We start from the raw sequence: 14,740 nt of genomic DNA, 5'->3' as shown, positions 1-14,740 counted from the left end.
ACCCCCGCCCTCGGCACCATATGCGCCCGTAGCTCAATTGGATAGAGCGTTTGACTACGGATCAAGAGGTTAGGGGTTCGACTCCTCTCGGGCGCGCTTTTATTAACGGGAAGTGGCTCAGCTTGGTAGAGCACCTGGTTTGGGACCAGGGGGTCGCAGGTTCAAATCCTGTCTTCCCGATATTACAAAAAACATGGGGCCTTAGCTCAGCTGGGAGAGCGCCTGCCTTGCACGCAGGAGGTCAGCGGTTCGATCCCGCTAGGCTCCACTTTATTTAATATATGTCTCGGAGGTATACCCAAGTTCGGCTGAAGGGATCGGTCTTGAAAACCGACAGGCGGTGAGAATCGCGCGGGGGTTCGAATCCCTCTACCTCCTCCATTTTCTTTTAAATGGTTTAGACATATAATAATAAAATATTTATTTTTCCTTCATGGAGGTATACCCAAGTTCGGCTGGAGGTATACCCAAGTTCGGCTGAAGGGATCGGTCTTGAAAACCGACAGGCGGCGAGAGTCGCGCGGGGGTTCGAATCCCTCTACCTCCTCCATTTTTTAAATTTAATATTGTCGCGGGGTGGAGCAGTACGGTAGCTCGTCGGGCTCATAACCCGAAGGTCGCAGGTTCAAATCCTGTCCCGGCAACCAAATGGTCCCGTGGTGTAGTGGTTAACATGCCTGCCTGTCACGCAGGAGATCGCCGGTTCGACCCCGGTCGGGACCGCCATTTATGTTGGCTCGGTAGCTCAGTCGGTAGAGCAGAGGACTGAAAATCCTCGTGTCGGCGGTTCGATTCCGTCCCGAGCCACCATTTTTTTTATGCCGGCTTAGCTCAATTGGTAGAGCAACTGACTTGTAATCAGTAGGTTGGGGGTTCAAGTCCTCTAGCCGGCATCATTTAGGGGCATAGTTTAAAGGTAGAACTGAGGTCTCCAAAACCTCCAGTGTGGGTTCGATTCCTACTGCCCCTGTAAGTATATGGGCCTATAGCTCAGCTGGTTAGAGCGCACGCCTGATAAGCGTGAGGTCGATGGTTCGAGTCCATTTAGGCCCACCATATATTATTCCGCAGTAGCTCAGTGGTAGAGCTATCGGCTGTTAACCGATCGGTCGTAGGTTCGAGTCCTACCTGCGGAGCCATGGCCCGTTGGTCAAGTGGTTAAGACACCGCCCTTTCACGGCGGTAACACGGGTTCGAATCCCGTACGGGTCATACAAAAAAGAGTCAGCATTATGCTGGCTCTTTTTTATTTTGTTAATCCTTTTTATAATGTTACTTTCCAGAAATAAATAAAGGAATTTTGGAAAAGCTATGGTATGTATAAAAAGGAGGAAATAAATAATGACACAAGTTAGAGACTTAATGAGTACCCATATTGTACATTGTACACCACTAGACAATGTATATGAGGCAGCTGTAAAAATGAAGGAAGAATCGGTTGGATTAATTCCTGTTGTTGAAAATGAGCAAGTTGTTGGGCTTGTTACTGATCGAGATTTAGTTGTTCGAGGGATTGCTGAAAAACATCCTGGATCTAATAAAATTACAAATGTAATGACAACAAATATTATCTCAGTTTCTCCAAATGATTCTATTGAAAAGGCTACAGAGCTAATGGCACAGTATCAAATTAGACGGTTACCAGTAGTTGATAGTGGTCAGCTTATTGGCATGTTAGCACTAGGAGATTTAGCTATAAGGGAATCGGCAGATGATCAAGCTGGATTTGCCTTGAGCGAAATCTCAGAGCATACAGAATAAATTGAAACTTTAATTAACCGAGATTTTAATGGTCACTCATAAAGAGCTAAATTATATATAAAGTTCAGATGCATTATTCTAGTATATATGGATTAAACTAATATATTAGCGTGATGTATCTGAGGCATTATATAATAAGTATATGGTGAATAATTTCGACAGTTTTTTAAAATTTGTTATTCTTAATTTTTAATAAGAGAAAAGATGATATACTGATAGATATAAGTATTATGAGAGATTTTGAATATAACAATATTAATTTTTAATGGTTCGATATTAAATTAATATTTCCTACATAGATGAAAAGGGAAGGGGAATTATATGAAGGCTGTACAGGGCGATCCAAATTGGAATTTGGTTACAGATACATATATAGAACCAAATAATTTCGCTGAATTATTTTCTTTGCTTGTACCTTGTCACCCAAAAGGTGAGGGGAAAGAACGAACTATATTAGTATGGAAAGAGAAAGAATTTTATAAAGAAGAAAATTTAGCGGCATTTATCGTATATGGCATGAATAAAGTAAAGAATTTACCGCAGTTTCATAAAGATGAAATTCCAACTTTAGTGCGTATTCTTCGCTTATGCCAAGAGATTGGTTGGTATGAAGAGGCAAATGCTTTTATGATAGCGCAAGGATTAGCTGAGTTTGTTCATACTTCATTGGAATATGAAACATGGGATCTTTTGACGCAATCAGTTGCTTTAAACTATTTAATTATTAAATATCGTATAGGTGAACTGACAGATAGGGATATTGAAATTTGGGATAGAGTTAAATTTAATGAGAAATGTATAACCGATTGTAAACATTTATTATCTCATAAAGAAGTATTGGAGTTTACATTCTTTTATATGTGCAAGAGAGCGAAATCATTATCAAAAGAGCAATTAAATAGTGATATGATGAGTTTAGCAATGTATTGTAATACTTTCGTATATGATTTATATACACATGATTTATTACGTAAATATCGTAAGTGTACAGATTTCCTATCATATTATGGACCTAGTCAGGCAGTTTTAGCATGTCAAAGAGCTGTATTATCTCAAATTTCCGATCGCTTAGACCCGTTAAAGACAACTCATGTAGATGATTATTTATATGTGATGAAAGAAATGATGGAGCATATGACGCTAGGAGTAATGGATCGATACGGTCATTTTATTGGAAAGCTACTATCTTATGTGCCATTTTTCGAAATGATACAAGTTCCACAGCATGCATATTATTGTGAAGAATTACTGTATATTTGTAAGGGCATTGAATATAAAGAAGAAACACTACGCAATTATATATTTATACAATTACATGATTGTTTACCATCATTCTTTAGGCTATTTCTTAAAAATAAGCGTTACGCAACGATTCATGATATTCTTTTCTATTGGTGCGATGACGAACAACGAATGAGCTTAGAGAAAAAATATAATCTGAGCTTTATTTATGAAAAATATGCTTGTGGATAAACAATATTTTCGATATGAAAAATTAATATAAATTAAAAAGGATCTCCAGTTTATGTGAGATCCTTTTTTGTTAGTAAAACAAGGAGAAAGTGATTAAGACAAGAAACAACATTCCATATAGGAGAAGTTGTGCAGTATAACTTCCTTGTATACCAAAAAAAGTATTGGCTTTCTTATACAAATTCAATATGTATTTTATTGGAGTATCTTTGAAAGATTGGTACACAGTGTCTCCTCTTTCTAAGCTTCTTGTTCTTGTTTTTGGTTATAAGGGACATTAATATATCTAGCTACAAATAATAAAACAGCCATAAAGAATATTGGAAATACAGTAGATAAATAAAAGCCATTACTAATTATATTTGTTATGAGAGCACTCAAAAGAAATATAGCGTTATAAATATGGGCAATTTTTTGTTTTAGTTGCACTTGAAATGATTCCATCATAATTTCTAATGCAACAAAAGCAATAATAATAGATAAAAATACAATGTTTGTATTGTAAATGATTAAACAACAGATTAAACCTAAAAAGGCTACGTATTCAATTATAAGAGGTATATTGCGTGGCATACAACTTACCTAACTAAATATGGCAGTGGATTTACTGCATTTGTTTTTTCAAAATTCCATTCTCCATTATGTAATTCAAAATGAAGATGTTGCCCGTATGAATGACCGGTGTTTCCCATATGACCTACTAATTGTCCAGTTTGTACTTGATCACCAGCTTGTACAGTGCGATCCTTCATATGAGCATAAACAGTTGTATATAATTTCCCATTGATTTGATGCGCAATGAAAACAACATTGCCATAGCTAGCTGAATAATAAGATTTCACAACTTTACCTGCAGCAGCAGCTTGGATAGAGACGTTCCCTGGAGCGGCAATATCTATACCATAATGCATTTGTTCCCAGCGTATATCAAAGGTTGAGCTAATTCTTCCTTGAGCAGGGAATTTGAAAGCAGCTGGAATAGATGAAGGCTGATCTGTTTTGGCTTGTGGTTGATTTTGTACTACATAGTGTTTTGCTACATATCCGTATCCTGTGCCAAAACGAATTTTATACCAAGTTCCTGCAGTTTCTACTACTTGTACTTGTGTACCTTTTTGTAATGAACCGAGTAGAGCGCTACTTGTACTAGTGTTGCTACGTACATTCAGATTAGGTGTTGCAACAGTATATTTTGTATTATTTTGAACGGTGATTCCTTTTACTAAGGGCTGTGAACCATTAGAGATGAATGCTTTTTGTACGTAACCTGTTTGGCCATTATGTGATATTTTATACCATTCGCCTTGATCTTCTTGAACGGTAATGAACTTGCCATTTGGTAATACATCTAAAATGGAAGATTCTAAATTAGGTTCGGAGCGAACGTTCAATGCATTAGCATTGACGATGTATTGATCATTAGATCGAAGTTTGTTTTTTAGTAAAATAGCATCTTTTTGTACATAACCTACTTTATTATGAACAGATACTTTATACCAACCATTAGTTATTTCAAGGATGTTCACTTTTGTATTAAAGCGAATTGTATCAATTGATGTGCTTTTTACGCTATCTTCTGTATGTAATGCTACTTGATCGACTTTGACATACCCAGTTTTAATATTAGATAATTGTTCAGCGTTTGCTTTTTGTACATTTGTTTCACCCATAGAAGGAAGTAAAGAAGCAATCGCTACAGTAGTTGCTGTTAAAGCAGTAGCTTTCATATTCATATAATAGAGACCTCCTCTAGTTGTATAGTTGTAATTTTATTATAGTATAAAGATATAATATAGTGGGTGTATTCACATAAATGTAATATGAAATCAATATAAAAATAAATTTTTTGAGGATAATGATTCCTTATTATCCAATTAATTAGGATAATAATTTCTAAGATAGAATATAAGTATTATATAGTTTTGTTATTTTGTTGACAATTGAGAAAATTAAAACAGTTGATGATGTCTTATTACGATGTTATACTGACAGTGATAATTTCATAGTTTGCTAGGAGAGCTGGTGTTGCCAGCTGAGAGTAGGCCGTAAGCCTTTGATCCTTTTCATTACCTGATCTAGATTATGCTAGCGTAGGGAAGCAATTCGGACACTAATAATAAGTCCCCGTTTCTTTGCGTATAGAAACGGGGCTTTTTTGTTTAAAAATTTCATATTGAAACCACTAGGGGTGCTTGTTGTGCTGAGAGAGGAATAATCCTTAACCCTTACAGACCTGATCTAGGTAATACTAGCGAAGGGAAGTGGAGCAACGAATAAATTATAATTTTATTTGCTGTAACCACTTCTTATTTAGAAGTGGTTTTTTATTTAAATACACATACCGGAAGGGGATAGCGAAATGAAATTTTGCGATAGATTATTAGAAACTGTACAACCAGTTTGGGAGATGAGTCATAATCATCCGTTTGTAGTAGGTATGGGGGATGGCACGTTAGAAAAAGATAAGTTTCAGTATTACATTATTCAAGATTATTTATATTTGTTAGATTATGCAAAGCTATATGCGATTGGTGTTGTAAAAGCAACAAATCCACAAGTAATGGGGAAATTTGCTGAACAAATTGATGGCATATTAAATGGAGAAATGACAATCCATAAACAATATGCAAAAAGACTGGGAATTTCTATAGAGGAGATAGAGTCTGCAAAGCCATCTGCTAAAAATTTGGCTTATACAAATTACATGATGTCTGTATCTCAAAATGGCACACTTGCGGAATTAATAGCAGCACTTCTTCCATGTATGTGGAGCTACTGGGAAATTGGAAAGCGTTTAAATGATATTTCTGGAGCAAGAGATCATGAGTTCTTTGGTGAGTGGATTCAAGGATATAGTTCTGAAGAATACGGTAACCTTTGTATTTGGTTAATCGATTTATTAAATGAAATGGCAGTTGGAAAGTCTGAAAAAGAGCTAGATCAATTAGAGGAGATTTTCCTATATTCCAGTCGATTTGAATATTTATTCTGGGATATGTCCTATCGTAAGGAGATGTGGGGATTTGAGGAGCAAGAACATACTACAGTTTCATAATGTTTCTTTTCATTATGATGAGAAACCAATCATCAATGAATTAAATGCTTCTATACAAGATAAAGAGTTTGTAAGTATTATCGGACCGAGTGGATGCGGGAAAAGTACTCTATTTCGCCTTATTACAGGTTTAGAAGAAGTAAGTACTGGGCAGATAGAGCTGACAGAAACGAAGAGCCATCCTGTAGGGTATATGCCCCAAAAAGATATGCTCCTGCCGTGGCGAACGATTATTGAGAATGCTGCTCTGCCGCTAGAGTGTCAAGGTGTACAGAAGAAAGAAGCACAAATAAAGGCCAAGGAACTGCTACATAAATTTGGCTTACAAGGGTATGAGACAAAATATCCGAAAGATTTATCTGGTGGTATGAGACAACGCGTATCTTTTATTCGGACTTTATTAACAGGTGGGGAGGTATTGTTGTTAGATGAACCGTTTAGCGCGTTGGACGCTTTAACGAAGGCATCTTTGCAAGAATGGCTGTTTGAACAATGGAAAGAGTGGGAAAAAACAATTTTATTTATCACTCATGATGTGGAAGAAGCGTTGTTTCTTTCTAATCGAATTTTAGTAGTAGAGCAGCAACCGATAACTACTTTAACCGAGAGGGTTGTACCGCTTGATTGTAATCGAACAAGAAAAGATTTATATAAACCTGAAGTGTTAGCGCTTAAAGATGAGCTTCTTAGTATGTTACAAAGGCAGGTACTCGTATGATGAACCGGTTGAAGGAGCTATTACCTGCCCTTACACTTTCTAGTATTTTACTTGCCTTTTGGGAAGTAGGCGCAAGGATCGTAGATGAAATGTACATTTTACCGTCACCGTCTGCGATTGTAATGAAGATATGGAAACTAAAAGATATATTATTTACGGTTCATTTGCCGGCAACATTATATGTCGTTTTAATAGGTGTGGCAATTTCTATCGTACTTGGGGTAGGGCTAGCGATGTTAATGAACGCGAGTAATTGGATGGAGAGAGCATTTTATCCATTATTAGTCGCTTCACAAACGATTCCTATTACAGCGCTTGCTCCGCTCTTCGTTTTATGGTTTGGATATACGATTTGGAGTAAAGTCGTTATTACGGTTTTAATTACGTTTTTCCCGATTGCGGTCAATACGTATGATGGACTACGCAGTACGAAAAAAGAATGGGAAGAGCTTTTAGTTACATACGGGGCAACGAAAAAAGATGTTTTTCTTAAATTAAAATTGCCGTCTGCTCTTCCTTATTTTTTCTCAGCTTTAAAAATCGCAGTTCCGCTTAGTGTTATCGGAGCAGCAATTGGCGAATGGCTCGGTGCGCAAGCTGGGTTAGGATATTTCAGTAAAAGAATGATGACGCAGTTAGACGGAGCAGGTGTATTTGCACCCATTGTATTGTTATCATTACTAGCTATTTTCTTCGTCATCCTTATTTCGATATTAGAAAAGAAATTCATTAGTTGGAGGAAGCATTCATGAAATTATTAAAACGCATCTTTGTGTTTACATTATTAGTTGCAATGATTGCTGGATGTTCTAGTAATTCAGCATCAGATAAGAGTAAAAAAGAAAAAGAAATAACGGTCATGCTTGATTGGTACCCAAATGCGGTACATAGCTTTATTTATGCAGCAATTGAAAAAGGCTATTTTAAAGAAGAAGGAGTAAAGGTGAATATTAAATTCCCTTCTAATCCGACTGATCCATTAACTTTAGCAGCTGCAGGAAAAGTAACGGTTGGCTTATATTATCAACCAGATGTTGTTATGGCAAAAGCAAACGAACAAATTCCAGTGAAATCAATTGGAGCTGTCGTACGTTCCCCATTAAATCATGTTGTATCACTGAAGTCAGCAGGCATTCAATCGCCAAAAGATTTAGAGGGGAAAACAGTTGGATATTCTGGAACACCTTTAAGTGAGATGTATTTAAAAACGATGGTAAAAGAAGCTGGTGGTAATCCAGATACAGTGAAAGTAGTCGATGTTGGCTTTGATTTAGTACCAGCATTAATTACGAAAAAAGTGGATGCGGTAACAGGGGCATACATTAACCATGAAGTACCTGTTATGCGTCATGAAGGTCATGAACCAGCGTACTTTAATCCAGCAGATTATGGTGTACCGAATTATCATGAGCTTGTATTTGTAACAGGTGATAAAACGTTGAAAAAAGATAAAGAAGCGTTGCAAGCCTTCTTACGTGGTACGAAAAAAGGCTATGATTTCATGAAGAAAAATCCAGATGAAGCATTAAATATTTTATTAAATCATCAAGAAAAAGAAAACTTCCCGCTTGTGCCAGAAGTTGAAAAAGAAAGTATGAAAATTTTATTAGAGAAGATGGAAACGAAAGATGAGCCATTTTTATCAGATTCAAAAGAATCATGGGAAAAACAAAATAAATGGCTGAAAGACAAAGGAATGACGAAAGAAACCGTCCCAGCCGATGAACTATTCGAAAATATTTTAAAGTAGGCGAATGAATATGAAAAATGAGCTCCACGTAATCTCAAATGGCCATATGCCATTCGAAGAGTTAGTGAATGTAGCGATGCAAATTGAGAGTGAGATTGATTATTTGCATATTCGTGAGCGTGAGAAGAGTACGAAGGAATTATATGAAGGTGTGGAAAGTCTATTAATGGAGGGCTTTCCGGCTTCTAAAATTGTCATAAACGATCGAATTGATATCGCCATTTTATTAAATATTCCTCGTGTTCAACTAGGATATCGAAGTACAGATGTAAAGTCAGTGAAAGAAAAGTTTTCGTATTTGCATGTCGGTTATTCTGTGCATTCGCTAGATGAAGCAATAGTAGCTTTTAAAAATGGAGCGGATTCACTCGTTTATGGCCATGTATTTCCGACAGATTGTAAAAAAGGTGTGCCAGCGAGAGGGCTTGAAGAAATTTCAGACATTGCAAGGTGTTTATCTATACCGATTACAGCAATTGGAGGAATTACTCCTGAGAATACAAAGGATATTCTGGCAAGTGAAGTAAGTGGAATTGCTGTTATGTCTGGAATTTTAAGTAGTAGTAACCCGTATAGCAAAGCGAAGTCTTATAAGGAATCAATAAGAAAGTGGGCGGAAAAACATGTGTGAGAAGTATGATGTAGCGATTATTGGTGGTGGTGTAATTGGTAGTTCAGTTGCACATTTTCTAGCAGAAAGAGGACATAAAGTAGCGATTGTAGAGAAGCAAAAAATTGCATCGGAAGCTTCGAAAGCAGCTGCTGGTTTACTTGGTGTTCAAGCAGAATGGGATGCGTATGATCCGCTATTTGAACTTGCTAGAGAAAGCCGAGCTATATTTCCACAACTTGCAGCAGTTTTACGTGAAAAGACGGGTATTGATATTGGATATGAAGAAAAAGGAATTTATCGTATTGCTCAAAATGAAGATGAGAAGGAAAGAATTCTTCACATTATGGATTGGCAGCAGAAAATAGGTGAAGATTCTTATTTTCTAACGGGAGACCATGTGCGGGAAAAAGAGCCATATCTATCCGAATCTATTATAGGAGCAGTATATTATCCGAAAGACGGTCATGTTATTGCACCAGAGCTTACGAAAGCATTCGCACATTCTGCAGCGATTTCCGGTGCTGATATATATGAACAGACAGAAGTATTTGATATCCGTATTGAAAATAATAAAGTGACTGGAGTTATTACAAGTGAAGGTATTGTCACATGTGAGAAAGTCGTTATTGCAGGAGGTTCATGGAGCACGAAGTTACTCAGTTATTTTCACCGCGATTGGGGTACATATCCAGTTAAAGGAGAAGTGGTTGCGGTAAGAAGTAGAAAACAACTTTTAAAAGCACCTATTTTTCAAGAAAGATTTTACATTACTCCAAAGCGCGGTGGACGTTACGTAATTGGGGCAACAATGAAGCCACATACGTTCAATAAAACTGTGCAGCCAGAAAGTATAACTTCTATATTAGAGCGTGCTTATACAATATTGCCAGCTTTAAAAGAAGCAGAATGGGAAAGCACGTGGGCAGGATTAAGACCACAATCGAATCATGAAGCTCCTTATATGGGAGAGCATGAAGAAATAAAAGGTTTATATGCTTGCACGGGCCATTATCGAAACGGTATTTTATTAAGTCCTGTTTCTGGCCAATATATGGCTGATTTAATAGAAGGAAAGCAAGAGAATCATTTGCTAGATTCATTGCTTTCTAGAAGAGTTTAGAAAGGGGATGGAAGTTTGAATTTAAAAATTAATGGTAACCAAATTGAAGTGCCAGCGAGTGTAAAAACAGTAGCTGAGTTACTTACACATTTAGAGCTAGATAACAGAATTGTTGTAGTAGAGCGTAATAAAGATATTTTACAAAAAGATGATCATACAGATACATCTGTTTTTGATGGAGACCAAATTGAGATTGTAACTTTCGTAGGAGGCGGTTGATTATGTTGAACATTGGACCATTTTCATTTCATTCTAGACTTTTATTAGGAACAGGTAAATTCCCTGATTTTGACGTACAGCAAAAGGCAATTGACGTTTCTGAAGCTGAAATTTTAACGTTTGCAGTACGTCGTATGGATATCTTTGATGCAAAGCAACCTAATTTATTAGAGAAACTTGATGTGAAAAAATATACGTTATTACCAAATACAGCAGGGGCAAAAAATGCTGAAGAGGCTGTTCGCATTGCAAAATTAGCAAAAGCGTCTGGGCTTTGTGACATGATAAAGGTAGAAGTTATTGGTGATGATAGAACGTTATTACCGGATCCGGTAGAAACGTTAAAGGCATCTGAAAAGTTACTGGAAGAAGGATTTATCGTACTTCCGTACACATCTGATGATGTTGTATTAGCACGTAAATTACAAGAGCTTGGCGTGCATGCGATTATGCCAGGAGCATCTCCAATCGGATCAGGACTTGGTATTGTAAATCCATTAAATTTGGGCTTCATTATTGAACAAGCGACAGTACCAGTTATCGTTGATGCTGGTATTGGTAGCCCAGCTGATGCGGCATTTGCAATGGAATTAGGAGCAGATGGTGTGTTATTAAATACAGCTGTATCAGGAGCAAAAGATCCTATTAAAATGGCACAAGCAATGAAATTAAGTATTGAAGCAGGCCGTTTAGGATTTGAAGCAGGTCGTATTGCACGTAAGCGCTGTGCAACTGCAAGTAGTCCTTTAGAAGGAATGAGCGTAGTTGAATAATCGATATTCTCGCCAAGAACTATTTTCTCCAATTGGAGCAGAAGGGCAGCAAAAGATAAGAGAAAAGCATGTACTTATTATCGGTGCAGGTGCATTAGGTAGTGCAAATGCAGAGATGTTTGTAAGAGCGGGTGTGGGCAAGATAACAATTGTTGACCGTGATTATGTAGATTGGAGTAATTTACAAAGACAACAATTGTATGCAGAGAGCGACGTAAAGAATAATCTCCCAAAAGCTATAGCGGCTAAAAAACGTTTAGAAGAGATTAATAGCGATGTAACAATAAAAGCTCTCGTTCAAGATGTAACAGCTGAAGAGCTAGAAGAACTTGTTACAAACGTTGATGTAATTATTGATGCGACTGATAATTTCGAAACACGCTTTATTGTGAATGATATAGCACAAAAATATTCTATTCCATGGATTTACGGTGCATGTGTAGGTAGTTACGGTCTTTCTTACACAATCCTTCCTAGTAAAACACCATGTTTATCATGTTTATTACAGTCGATTCCGCTTGGCGGGGCAACATGTGATACAGCGGGTATTATATCACCTGCTGTATCTCTTGTCGTTTCTCATCAAGTAACAGAAGCTCTTAAACTGTTAGTAGAAGATTACGAATCACTTCGAGATGGGCTTGTATCGTTTGATATGTGGAAGAATGAGTATTTATGTATGAATGTACAAAAGCTTCGCCAGCATAATTGTCCTTCATGTGGAGAGAATGCATTGTATCCATATTTAAATAAAGAGAACACATCAAAAACAGCAGTTTTATGCGGACGAAATACAGTTCAAATTAGACCACCTCATAAAGAAGAAATAAATTTTGAACAATATAAAGAGTTGCTGGAAGGTCGCGTGAATGATTTAAATGTAAATCCATATTTATTATCATTTTCTGTTGAAGACAAGAGGTTAGTCGCCTTTAAAGATGGCCGTGTGCTCGTACATGGAACGAAAGATATAAGCGAAGCAAAAACGATTTATCATCGCTATTTTGGATAGAAAAGGATGAGTGGGATGAAAGTGAATAAAGCTTTAACAATTGCAGGGTCTGATAGCGGCGGTGGTGCTGGAATTCAGGCAGATTTAAAAACATTCCAAGAGCTTGGTGTATACGGAATGACGGCTATTACGGCAATTACTGCTCAAAACACGCTTGGCGTTCAAGGGGTATATCCTGTTCCTTTAGAAGGTATTACAGAACAGCTGAATTCAATTGGTACGGATTTAACACCAGATGCAGTGAAACTAGGAATGTTATTTAGTAGTGAAATAATTCAAATTGTTGCAGAACAAATTAAAAAATTTGGCTGGAATAATATTGTGCTAGATCCCGTTATGATCGCAAAAGGCGGTGCATCATTATTACAGCAAGAAGCAGTTCATGCATTACAAGAATATTTATTACCAGTAGCAACCGTTATAACACCGAATGTTCCAGAAGCAGAAGTGTTAACTGGGATGGAGATTCATAATGTTGAAGATAGTAAGGAAGCTGCAAAAGTATTGCACAAATTAGGTGCTAAATATGTGCTTATGAAGGGCGGACATGCAGAATATCAAGGTAATGAAGTAATTGATTTCCTCTTTGATGGAGAAGAATTTATTGAGTTTAGAAGCGAGCGAATTCCTTCAAAGCAAACGCACGGAAGTGGGTGCACATTTGCTTCAGCGGTTACAGCAGGACTTGCGAAAGGATACTCAATTGAAGATGCTGTTCAAGAAGCAAAACGATTTATTAGTATAGCAATTGAAGAGCCATTGAATATTGGTAGTGGTCATGGACCGACGAATCATTTTGCGTATAAAGTGAATAGAACGCGTGTATAGATAAGTGAAAAGCCAGTTTTATAACTGGCTTTTTTTCTGTTTACTTTTTCAAAATACAGGAGTAATATATCAGCCAGAATATATTTTTTTGTAAACGCTGAGTCCAATTATATGGAGCGGAGGAACCAATTTGTGCGTCTGCACTAGGGGTGAATCTTTCAAATTTGAAAGTAGGGCTACTCTCAAAGTCCGAATCCGACAGCTAACTTCGTAAGCGTCTTGAGAGAGGACGGTGCCATGATGGATACATCACTTCATCGATCTGATTAGTATAGGGGAATATCAATCTATGTTTGATTTCTTTTATACTAAGGAGGATGAGGTACATGGAACTAACACTTATTTGTGTTGGAGAAGAAAGTAAGGTAGATAGTTTAAGAGATCTAGTATCATTTCAACATGAGTTAATTATTTTTACGGCAAATGAAGAGATAGCGGCTGAAGTTAGGAATTGTGGGTTTGATTGGACTTATAGTTGCAGTAAGGAGCAGGACTTTACTAGTATTTTTGAGTGTATTAAGAAGGTGATTTTACTAGGGGATGAGCTTCCAATCGTTAGTTTTTTCACAGAACACATTCGCTTTTCTTTTCAAGCACCTATTACTGTTGTTACAAGGAATAAACGATATCCAGCGAGGCTCTATGAAACAATTGGAGCTAAGTTTGTCGTGTTTACAAATTGTGATAATATTTCTTTTTTATTTTTTGAATAGAGCGGGGGAAGAAATGATGAAGGTACTATTACTTGGAGATATAGCAAATCGTTGGGCAGTATCGGTAGAGCGAGTTCAAGAATTGGTTCAGATCGATCCCCTTTTTCCAGGGCCGTATATTATATTACCATCAAAAGATGCTTTGTATTTAGAGGTGGATATTACCGAATATGAGCAGCTACATGCAGAATTGTCACAGGTTTATATTCGCGGGAGAAATTTACGTGCTTTTTTACGAGGAGAATAAATAGTGAAATAAAAAGAGCGAATGCTAAGTGCAACAAGCTATGCACTTTATGTCATTCGCTCTTTTTATTTCGTATTGAAAAGATCATTTCTGTGAAAATGAAAGAAAAGACGAGTAAATAGATGAAAGAATATTAATAATACTCAATGTAAGCGTTTAAATAGATGGATATTTTCTTATTTTCAGTAATTTACCCCTTTACAAGTGAAATATAGAGGAGTATATTTACTCTCATAAATCATTCATAAAATTTCCAAAAAAACCTAAAATCGCTGAGTTCCAGAAATGGAGCGGGGGAACCAATTTTGTGCATCGTCACTTGGGGTGAATCTTTCAGTTTTGAAAGTAGGGCTACTCTTTAGGCCCGAATCCGACAGCTAACCTCGTAAGCGTTTAGAGAGGAGGTTTACTTTTTGTTGTTCATTTTTTGAACACTGAGTAGAGCTCAGTGTTCTTTT

Annotated in this window: 16 protein-coding genes, 13 tRNA genes and 4 riboswitches; of the genes, 27 read left to right on the top strand and 2 right to left on the bottom strand. The window is 36.9% G+C overall.

Annotated features, from left to right (window positions below; genetic code table 11):
• Window positions 1-22: 22 nt before the first annotated feature.
• The 15 genes from ASE54_RS33260 to ASE54_RS33190 all read left to right on the top strand — a co-directional run bounded on the left by ASE54_RS33260 (window position 23) and on the right by ASE54_RS33190 (window position 3,234).
• Window positions 23-96, top strand: a tRNA-Arg gene (locus ASE54_RS33260).
• Window positions 97-106: 10 nt separating this feature from the next.
• Window positions 107-180: transfer RNA gene (locus tag ASE54_RS33255), tRNA-Pro, on the top strand.
• Between the two features lie 15 nt (window positions 181-195).
• A tRNA-Ala gene (locus ASE54_RS33250) sits at window positions 196-268 on the top strand.
• 20 nt (window positions 269-288) lie between these two features.
• Window positions 289-381 (top strand) — tRNA-Ser (locus tag ASE54_RS33245).
• Between the two features lie 76 nt (window positions 382-457).
• A tRNA-Ser gene (locus ASE54_RS33240) sits at window positions 458-550 on the top strand.
• A gap of 20 nt (window positions 551-570) precedes the next feature.
• Window positions 571-647: transfer RNA gene (locus ASE54_RS33235), tRNA-Met, on the top strand.
• Window positions 648-650: 3 nt separating this feature from the next.
• Window positions 651-726 (top strand) — tRNA-Asp (locus ASE54_RS33230).
• A gap of 8 nt (window positions 727-734) precedes the next feature.
• Window positions 735-810 (top strand) — tRNA-Phe (locus tag ASE54_RS33225).
• Between the two features lie 10 nt (window positions 811-820).
• A tRNA-Thr gene (locus tag ASE54_RS33220) sits at window positions 821-893 on the top strand.
• 6 nt (window positions 894-899) lie between these two features.
• Window positions 900-970, top strand: a tRNA-Trp gene (locus ASE54_RS33215).
• A 9-nt stretch (window positions 971-979) separates the two neighbouring features.
• Window positions 980-1,056 (top strand) — tRNA-Ile (locus ASE54_RS33210).
• An 8-nt stretch (window positions 1,057-1,064) separates the two neighbouring features.
• Window positions 1,065-1,139 (top strand) — tRNA-Asn (locus ASE54_RS33205).
• Between the two features lies 1 nt (window position 1,140).
• Window positions 1,141-1,212, top strand: a tRNA-Glu gene (locus tag ASE54_RS33200).
• A gap of 129 nt (window positions 1,213-1,341) precedes the next feature.
• Entirely contained in the window at window positions 1,342-1,761 is a 420-nt protein-coding gene (locus ASE54_RS33195; protein ID WP_000195542.1) for a CBS domain-containing protein, read from the top strand.
• A 321-nt stretch (window positions 1,762-2,082) separates the two neighbouring features.
• Entirely contained in the window at window positions 2,083-3,234 is a 1,152-nt protein-coding gene (locus ASE54_RS33190) for a DUF3965 domain-containing protein (protein ID WP_000648916.1), read from the top strand.
• 240 nt (window positions 3,235-3,474) lie between these two features.
• On the opposite strand, the gene ASE54_RS33185 is transcribed toward ASE54_RS33190, so the two are convergent.
• Together ASE54_RS33185 and ASE54_RS33180 are read right to left on the bottom strand one after the other, a co-directional pair.
• On the bottom strand, window positions 3,475-3,807 hold the full coding sequence (locus ASE54_RS33185) for a hypothetical protein (protein ID WP_001137820.1): 333 nt from the start codon (window positions 3,805-3,807) through the stop codon (window positions 3,475-3,477).
• Between the two features lie 5 nt (window positions 3,808-3,812).
• Window positions 3,813-4,967, bottom strand: coding sequence for an SH3 domain-containing protein (locus tag ASE54_RS33180; RefSeq protein ID WP_001056038.1), 1,155 nt, complete (start codon window positions 4,965-4,967; stop codon window positions 3,813-3,815).
• A gap of 269 nt (window positions 4,968-5,236) precedes the next feature.
• Window positions 5,237-5,348: riboswitch (TPP riboswitch) on the top strand.
• A 60-nt stretch (window positions 5,349-5,408) separates the two neighbouring features.
• Window positions 5,409-5,511, top strand: a riboswitch (TPP riboswitch).
• A gap of 82 nt (window positions 5,512-5,593) precedes the next feature.
• Between ASE54_RS33180 and tenA the strand changes: the two genes are divergently transcribed.
• From tenA to ASE54_RS33120, 12 genes are all read left to right on the top strand, one after another.
• A complete protein-coding gene (tenA, locus tag ASE54_RS33175; RefSeq protein WP_000666835.1) occupies window positions 5,594-6,289 on the top strand; it encodes a thiaminase II in 696 nt (231 codons plus the stop codon).
• Entirely contained in the window at window positions 6,258-7,007 is a 750-nt protein-coding gene (locus ASE54_RS33170; protein ID WP_001256821.1) for an ABC transporter ATP-binding protein, read from the top strand. Before tenA ends, ASE54_RS33170 begins: the two co-directional genes overlap by 32 nt.
• A complete protein-coding gene (locus tag ASE54_RS33165) occupies window positions 7,007-7,759 on the top strand; it encodes an ABC transporter permease (protein ID WP_014895181.1) in 753 nt (250 codons plus the stop codon). The genes ASE54_RS33170 and ASE54_RS33165 overlap by 1 nt, the downstream gene beginning before the upstream one ends.
• Entirely contained in the window at window positions 7,756-8,757 is a 1,002-nt protein-coding gene (locus ASE54_RS33160) for an ABC transporter substrate-binding protein (protein ID WP_000771336.1), read from the top strand. Before ASE54_RS33165 ends, ASE54_RS33160 begins: the two co-directional genes overlap by 4 nt.
• Before the next feature lie 10 nt (window positions 8,758-8,767).
• The gene (gene tenI / locus ASE54_RS33155; protein WP_000787168.1) at window positions 8,768-9,388 is read left to right on the top strand and encodes a thiazole tautomerase TenI; all 621 of its coding nucleotides are present in this window, start codon (window positions 8,768-8,770) and stop codon (window positions 9,386-9,388) included.
• Complete coding sequence (thiO, locus tag ASE54_RS33150; RefSeq protein ID WP_000333298.1) at window positions 9,381-10,490, top strand: glycine oxidase ThiO; 1,110 nt, start codon at window positions 9,381-9,383, stop codon at window positions 10,488-10,490. The genes tenI and thiO overlap by 8 nt, the downstream gene beginning before the upstream one ends.
• Before the next feature lie 15 nt (window positions 10,491-10,505).
• Window positions 10,506-10,709: a sulfur carrier protein ThiS gene (gene thiS / locus ASE54_RS33145; RefSeq protein ID WP_001049502.1), complete on the top strand. Its 204-nt coding sequence runs from the start codon at window positions 10,506-10,508 to the stop codon at window positions 10,707-10,709.
• Between the two features lie 2 nt (window positions 10,710-10,711).
• Window positions 10,712-11,482, top strand: coding sequence for a thiazole synthase (gene thiG, locus ASE54_RS33140; protein ID WP_000931979.1), 771 nt, complete (start codon window positions 10,712-10,714; stop codon window positions 11,480-11,482).
• A complete protein-coding gene (gene thiF / locus ASE54_RS33135) occupies window positions 11,475-12,494 on the top strand; it encodes a thiazole biosynthesis adenylyltransferase ThiF (RefSeq protein ID WP_001065410.1) in 1,020 nt (339 codons plus the stop codon). Before thiG ends, thiF begins: the two co-directional genes overlap by 8 nt.
• A gap of 15 nt (window positions 12,495-12,509) precedes the next feature.
• Window positions 12,510-13,322, top strand: a complete 813-nt coding sequence (thiD, locus tag ASE54_RS33130) for a bifunctional hydroxymethylpyrimidine kinase/phosphomethylpyrimidine kinase (RefSeq protein ID WP_000867373.1) — start codon at window positions 12,510-12,512, stop codon at window positions 13,320-13,322.
• 85 nt (window positions 13,323-13,407) lie between these two features.
• Window positions 13,408-13,555: riboswitch (cyclic di-AMP (ydaO/yuaA leader) on the top strand.
• Window positions 13,556-13,648: 93 nt separating this feature from the next.
• Window positions 13,649-14,035 carry a hypothetical protein gene (locus ASE54_RS33125; RefSeq protein ID WP_000424070.1) on the top strand — a complete coding sequence of 129 codons (387 nt, stop codon included), beginning with the start codon at window positions 13,649-13,651 and terminating at the stop codon, window positions 14,033-14,035.
• 13 nt (window positions 14,036-14,048) lie between these two features.
• The gene (locus ASE54_RS33120; RefSeq protein WP_003309103.1) at window positions 14,049-14,282 is read left to right on the top strand and encodes a hypothetical protein; all 234 of its coding nucleotides are present in this window, start codon (window positions 14,049-14,051) and stop codon (window positions 14,280-14,282) included.
• A gap of 260 nt (window positions 14,283-14,542) precedes the next feature.
• Window positions 14,543-14,688, top strand: a riboswitch (cyclic di-AMP (ydaO/yuaA leader).
• The last annotated feature ends 52 nt before the right edge of the window (window positions 14,689-14,740 follow it).

The organism is Bacillus sp. Root131 (genome assembly GCF_001429475.1).
Lineage (GTDB): Bacteria > Bacillota > Bacilli > Bacillales > Bacillaceae_G > Bacillus_A > Bacillus_A thuringiensis_S.
The sequence above is the reverse complement of the archived record's forward strand: the minus strand, read 5'-3'. Positions and strand labels throughout refer to the sequence as shown.

What these genes read in the sequence shown, in the direction of transcription:
- tenA (WP_000666835.1), top strand. Translation starts at nt 5,594, where the DNA reads ATGAAATTTTGCGATAGATTATTAGAAACTGTACAACCAGTTTGGGAG.
- ASE54_RS33160 (WP_000771336.1), top strand. Translation starts at nt 7,756, where the DNA reads ATGAAATTATTAAAACGCATCTTTGTGTTTACATTATTAGTTGCAATG.
- thiG (WP_000931979.1), top strand. Translation starts at nt 10,712, where the DNA reads ATGTTGAACATTGGACCATTTTCATTTCATTCTAGACTTTTATTAGGA.
- thiO (WP_000333298.1), top strand. Translation starts at nt 9,381, where the DNA reads ATGTGTGAGAAGTATGATGTAGCGATTATTGGTGGTGGTGTAATTGGT.
- thiD (WP_000867373.1), top strand. Translation starts at nt 12,510, where the DNA reads ATGAAAGTGAATAAAGCTTTAACAATTGCAGGGTCTGATAGCGGCGGT.
- ASE54_RS33190 (WP_000648916.1), top strand. Translation starts at nt 2,083, where the DNA reads ATGAAGGCTGTACAGGGCGATCCAAATTGGAATTTGGTTACAGATACA.
- ASE54_RS33165 (WP_014895181.1), top strand. Translation starts at nt 7,007, where the DNA reads ATGAACCGGTTGAAGGAGCTATTACCTGCCCTTACACTTTCTAGTATT.
- ASE54_RS33125 (WP_000424070.1), top strand. Translation starts at nt 13,649, where the DNA reads ATGGAACTAACACTTATTTGTGTTGGAGAAGAAAGTAAGGTAGATAGT.
- ASE54_RS33120 (WP_003309103.1), top strand. Translation starts at nt 14,049, where the DNA reads ATGATGAAGGTACTATTACTTGGAGATATAGCAAATCGTTGGGCAGTA.
- ASE54_RS33195 (WP_000195542.1), top strand. Translation starts at nt 1,342, where the DNA reads ATGACACAAGTTAGAGACTTAATGAGTACCCATATTGTACATTGTACA.
- tenI (WP_000787168.1), top strand. Translation starts at nt 8,768, where the DNA reads ATGAAAAATGAGCTCCACGTAATCTCAAATGGCCATATGCCATTCGAA.
- ASE54_RS33185 (WP_001137820.1), bottom strand. Translation starts at nt 3,807, where the DNA reads ATGCCACGCAATATACCTCTTATAATTGAATACGTAGCCTTTTTAGGT.
- ASE54_RS33180 (WP_001056038.1), bottom strand. Translation starts at nt 4,967, where the DNA reads ATGAATATGAAAGCTACTGCTTTAACAGCAACTACTGTAGCGATTGCT.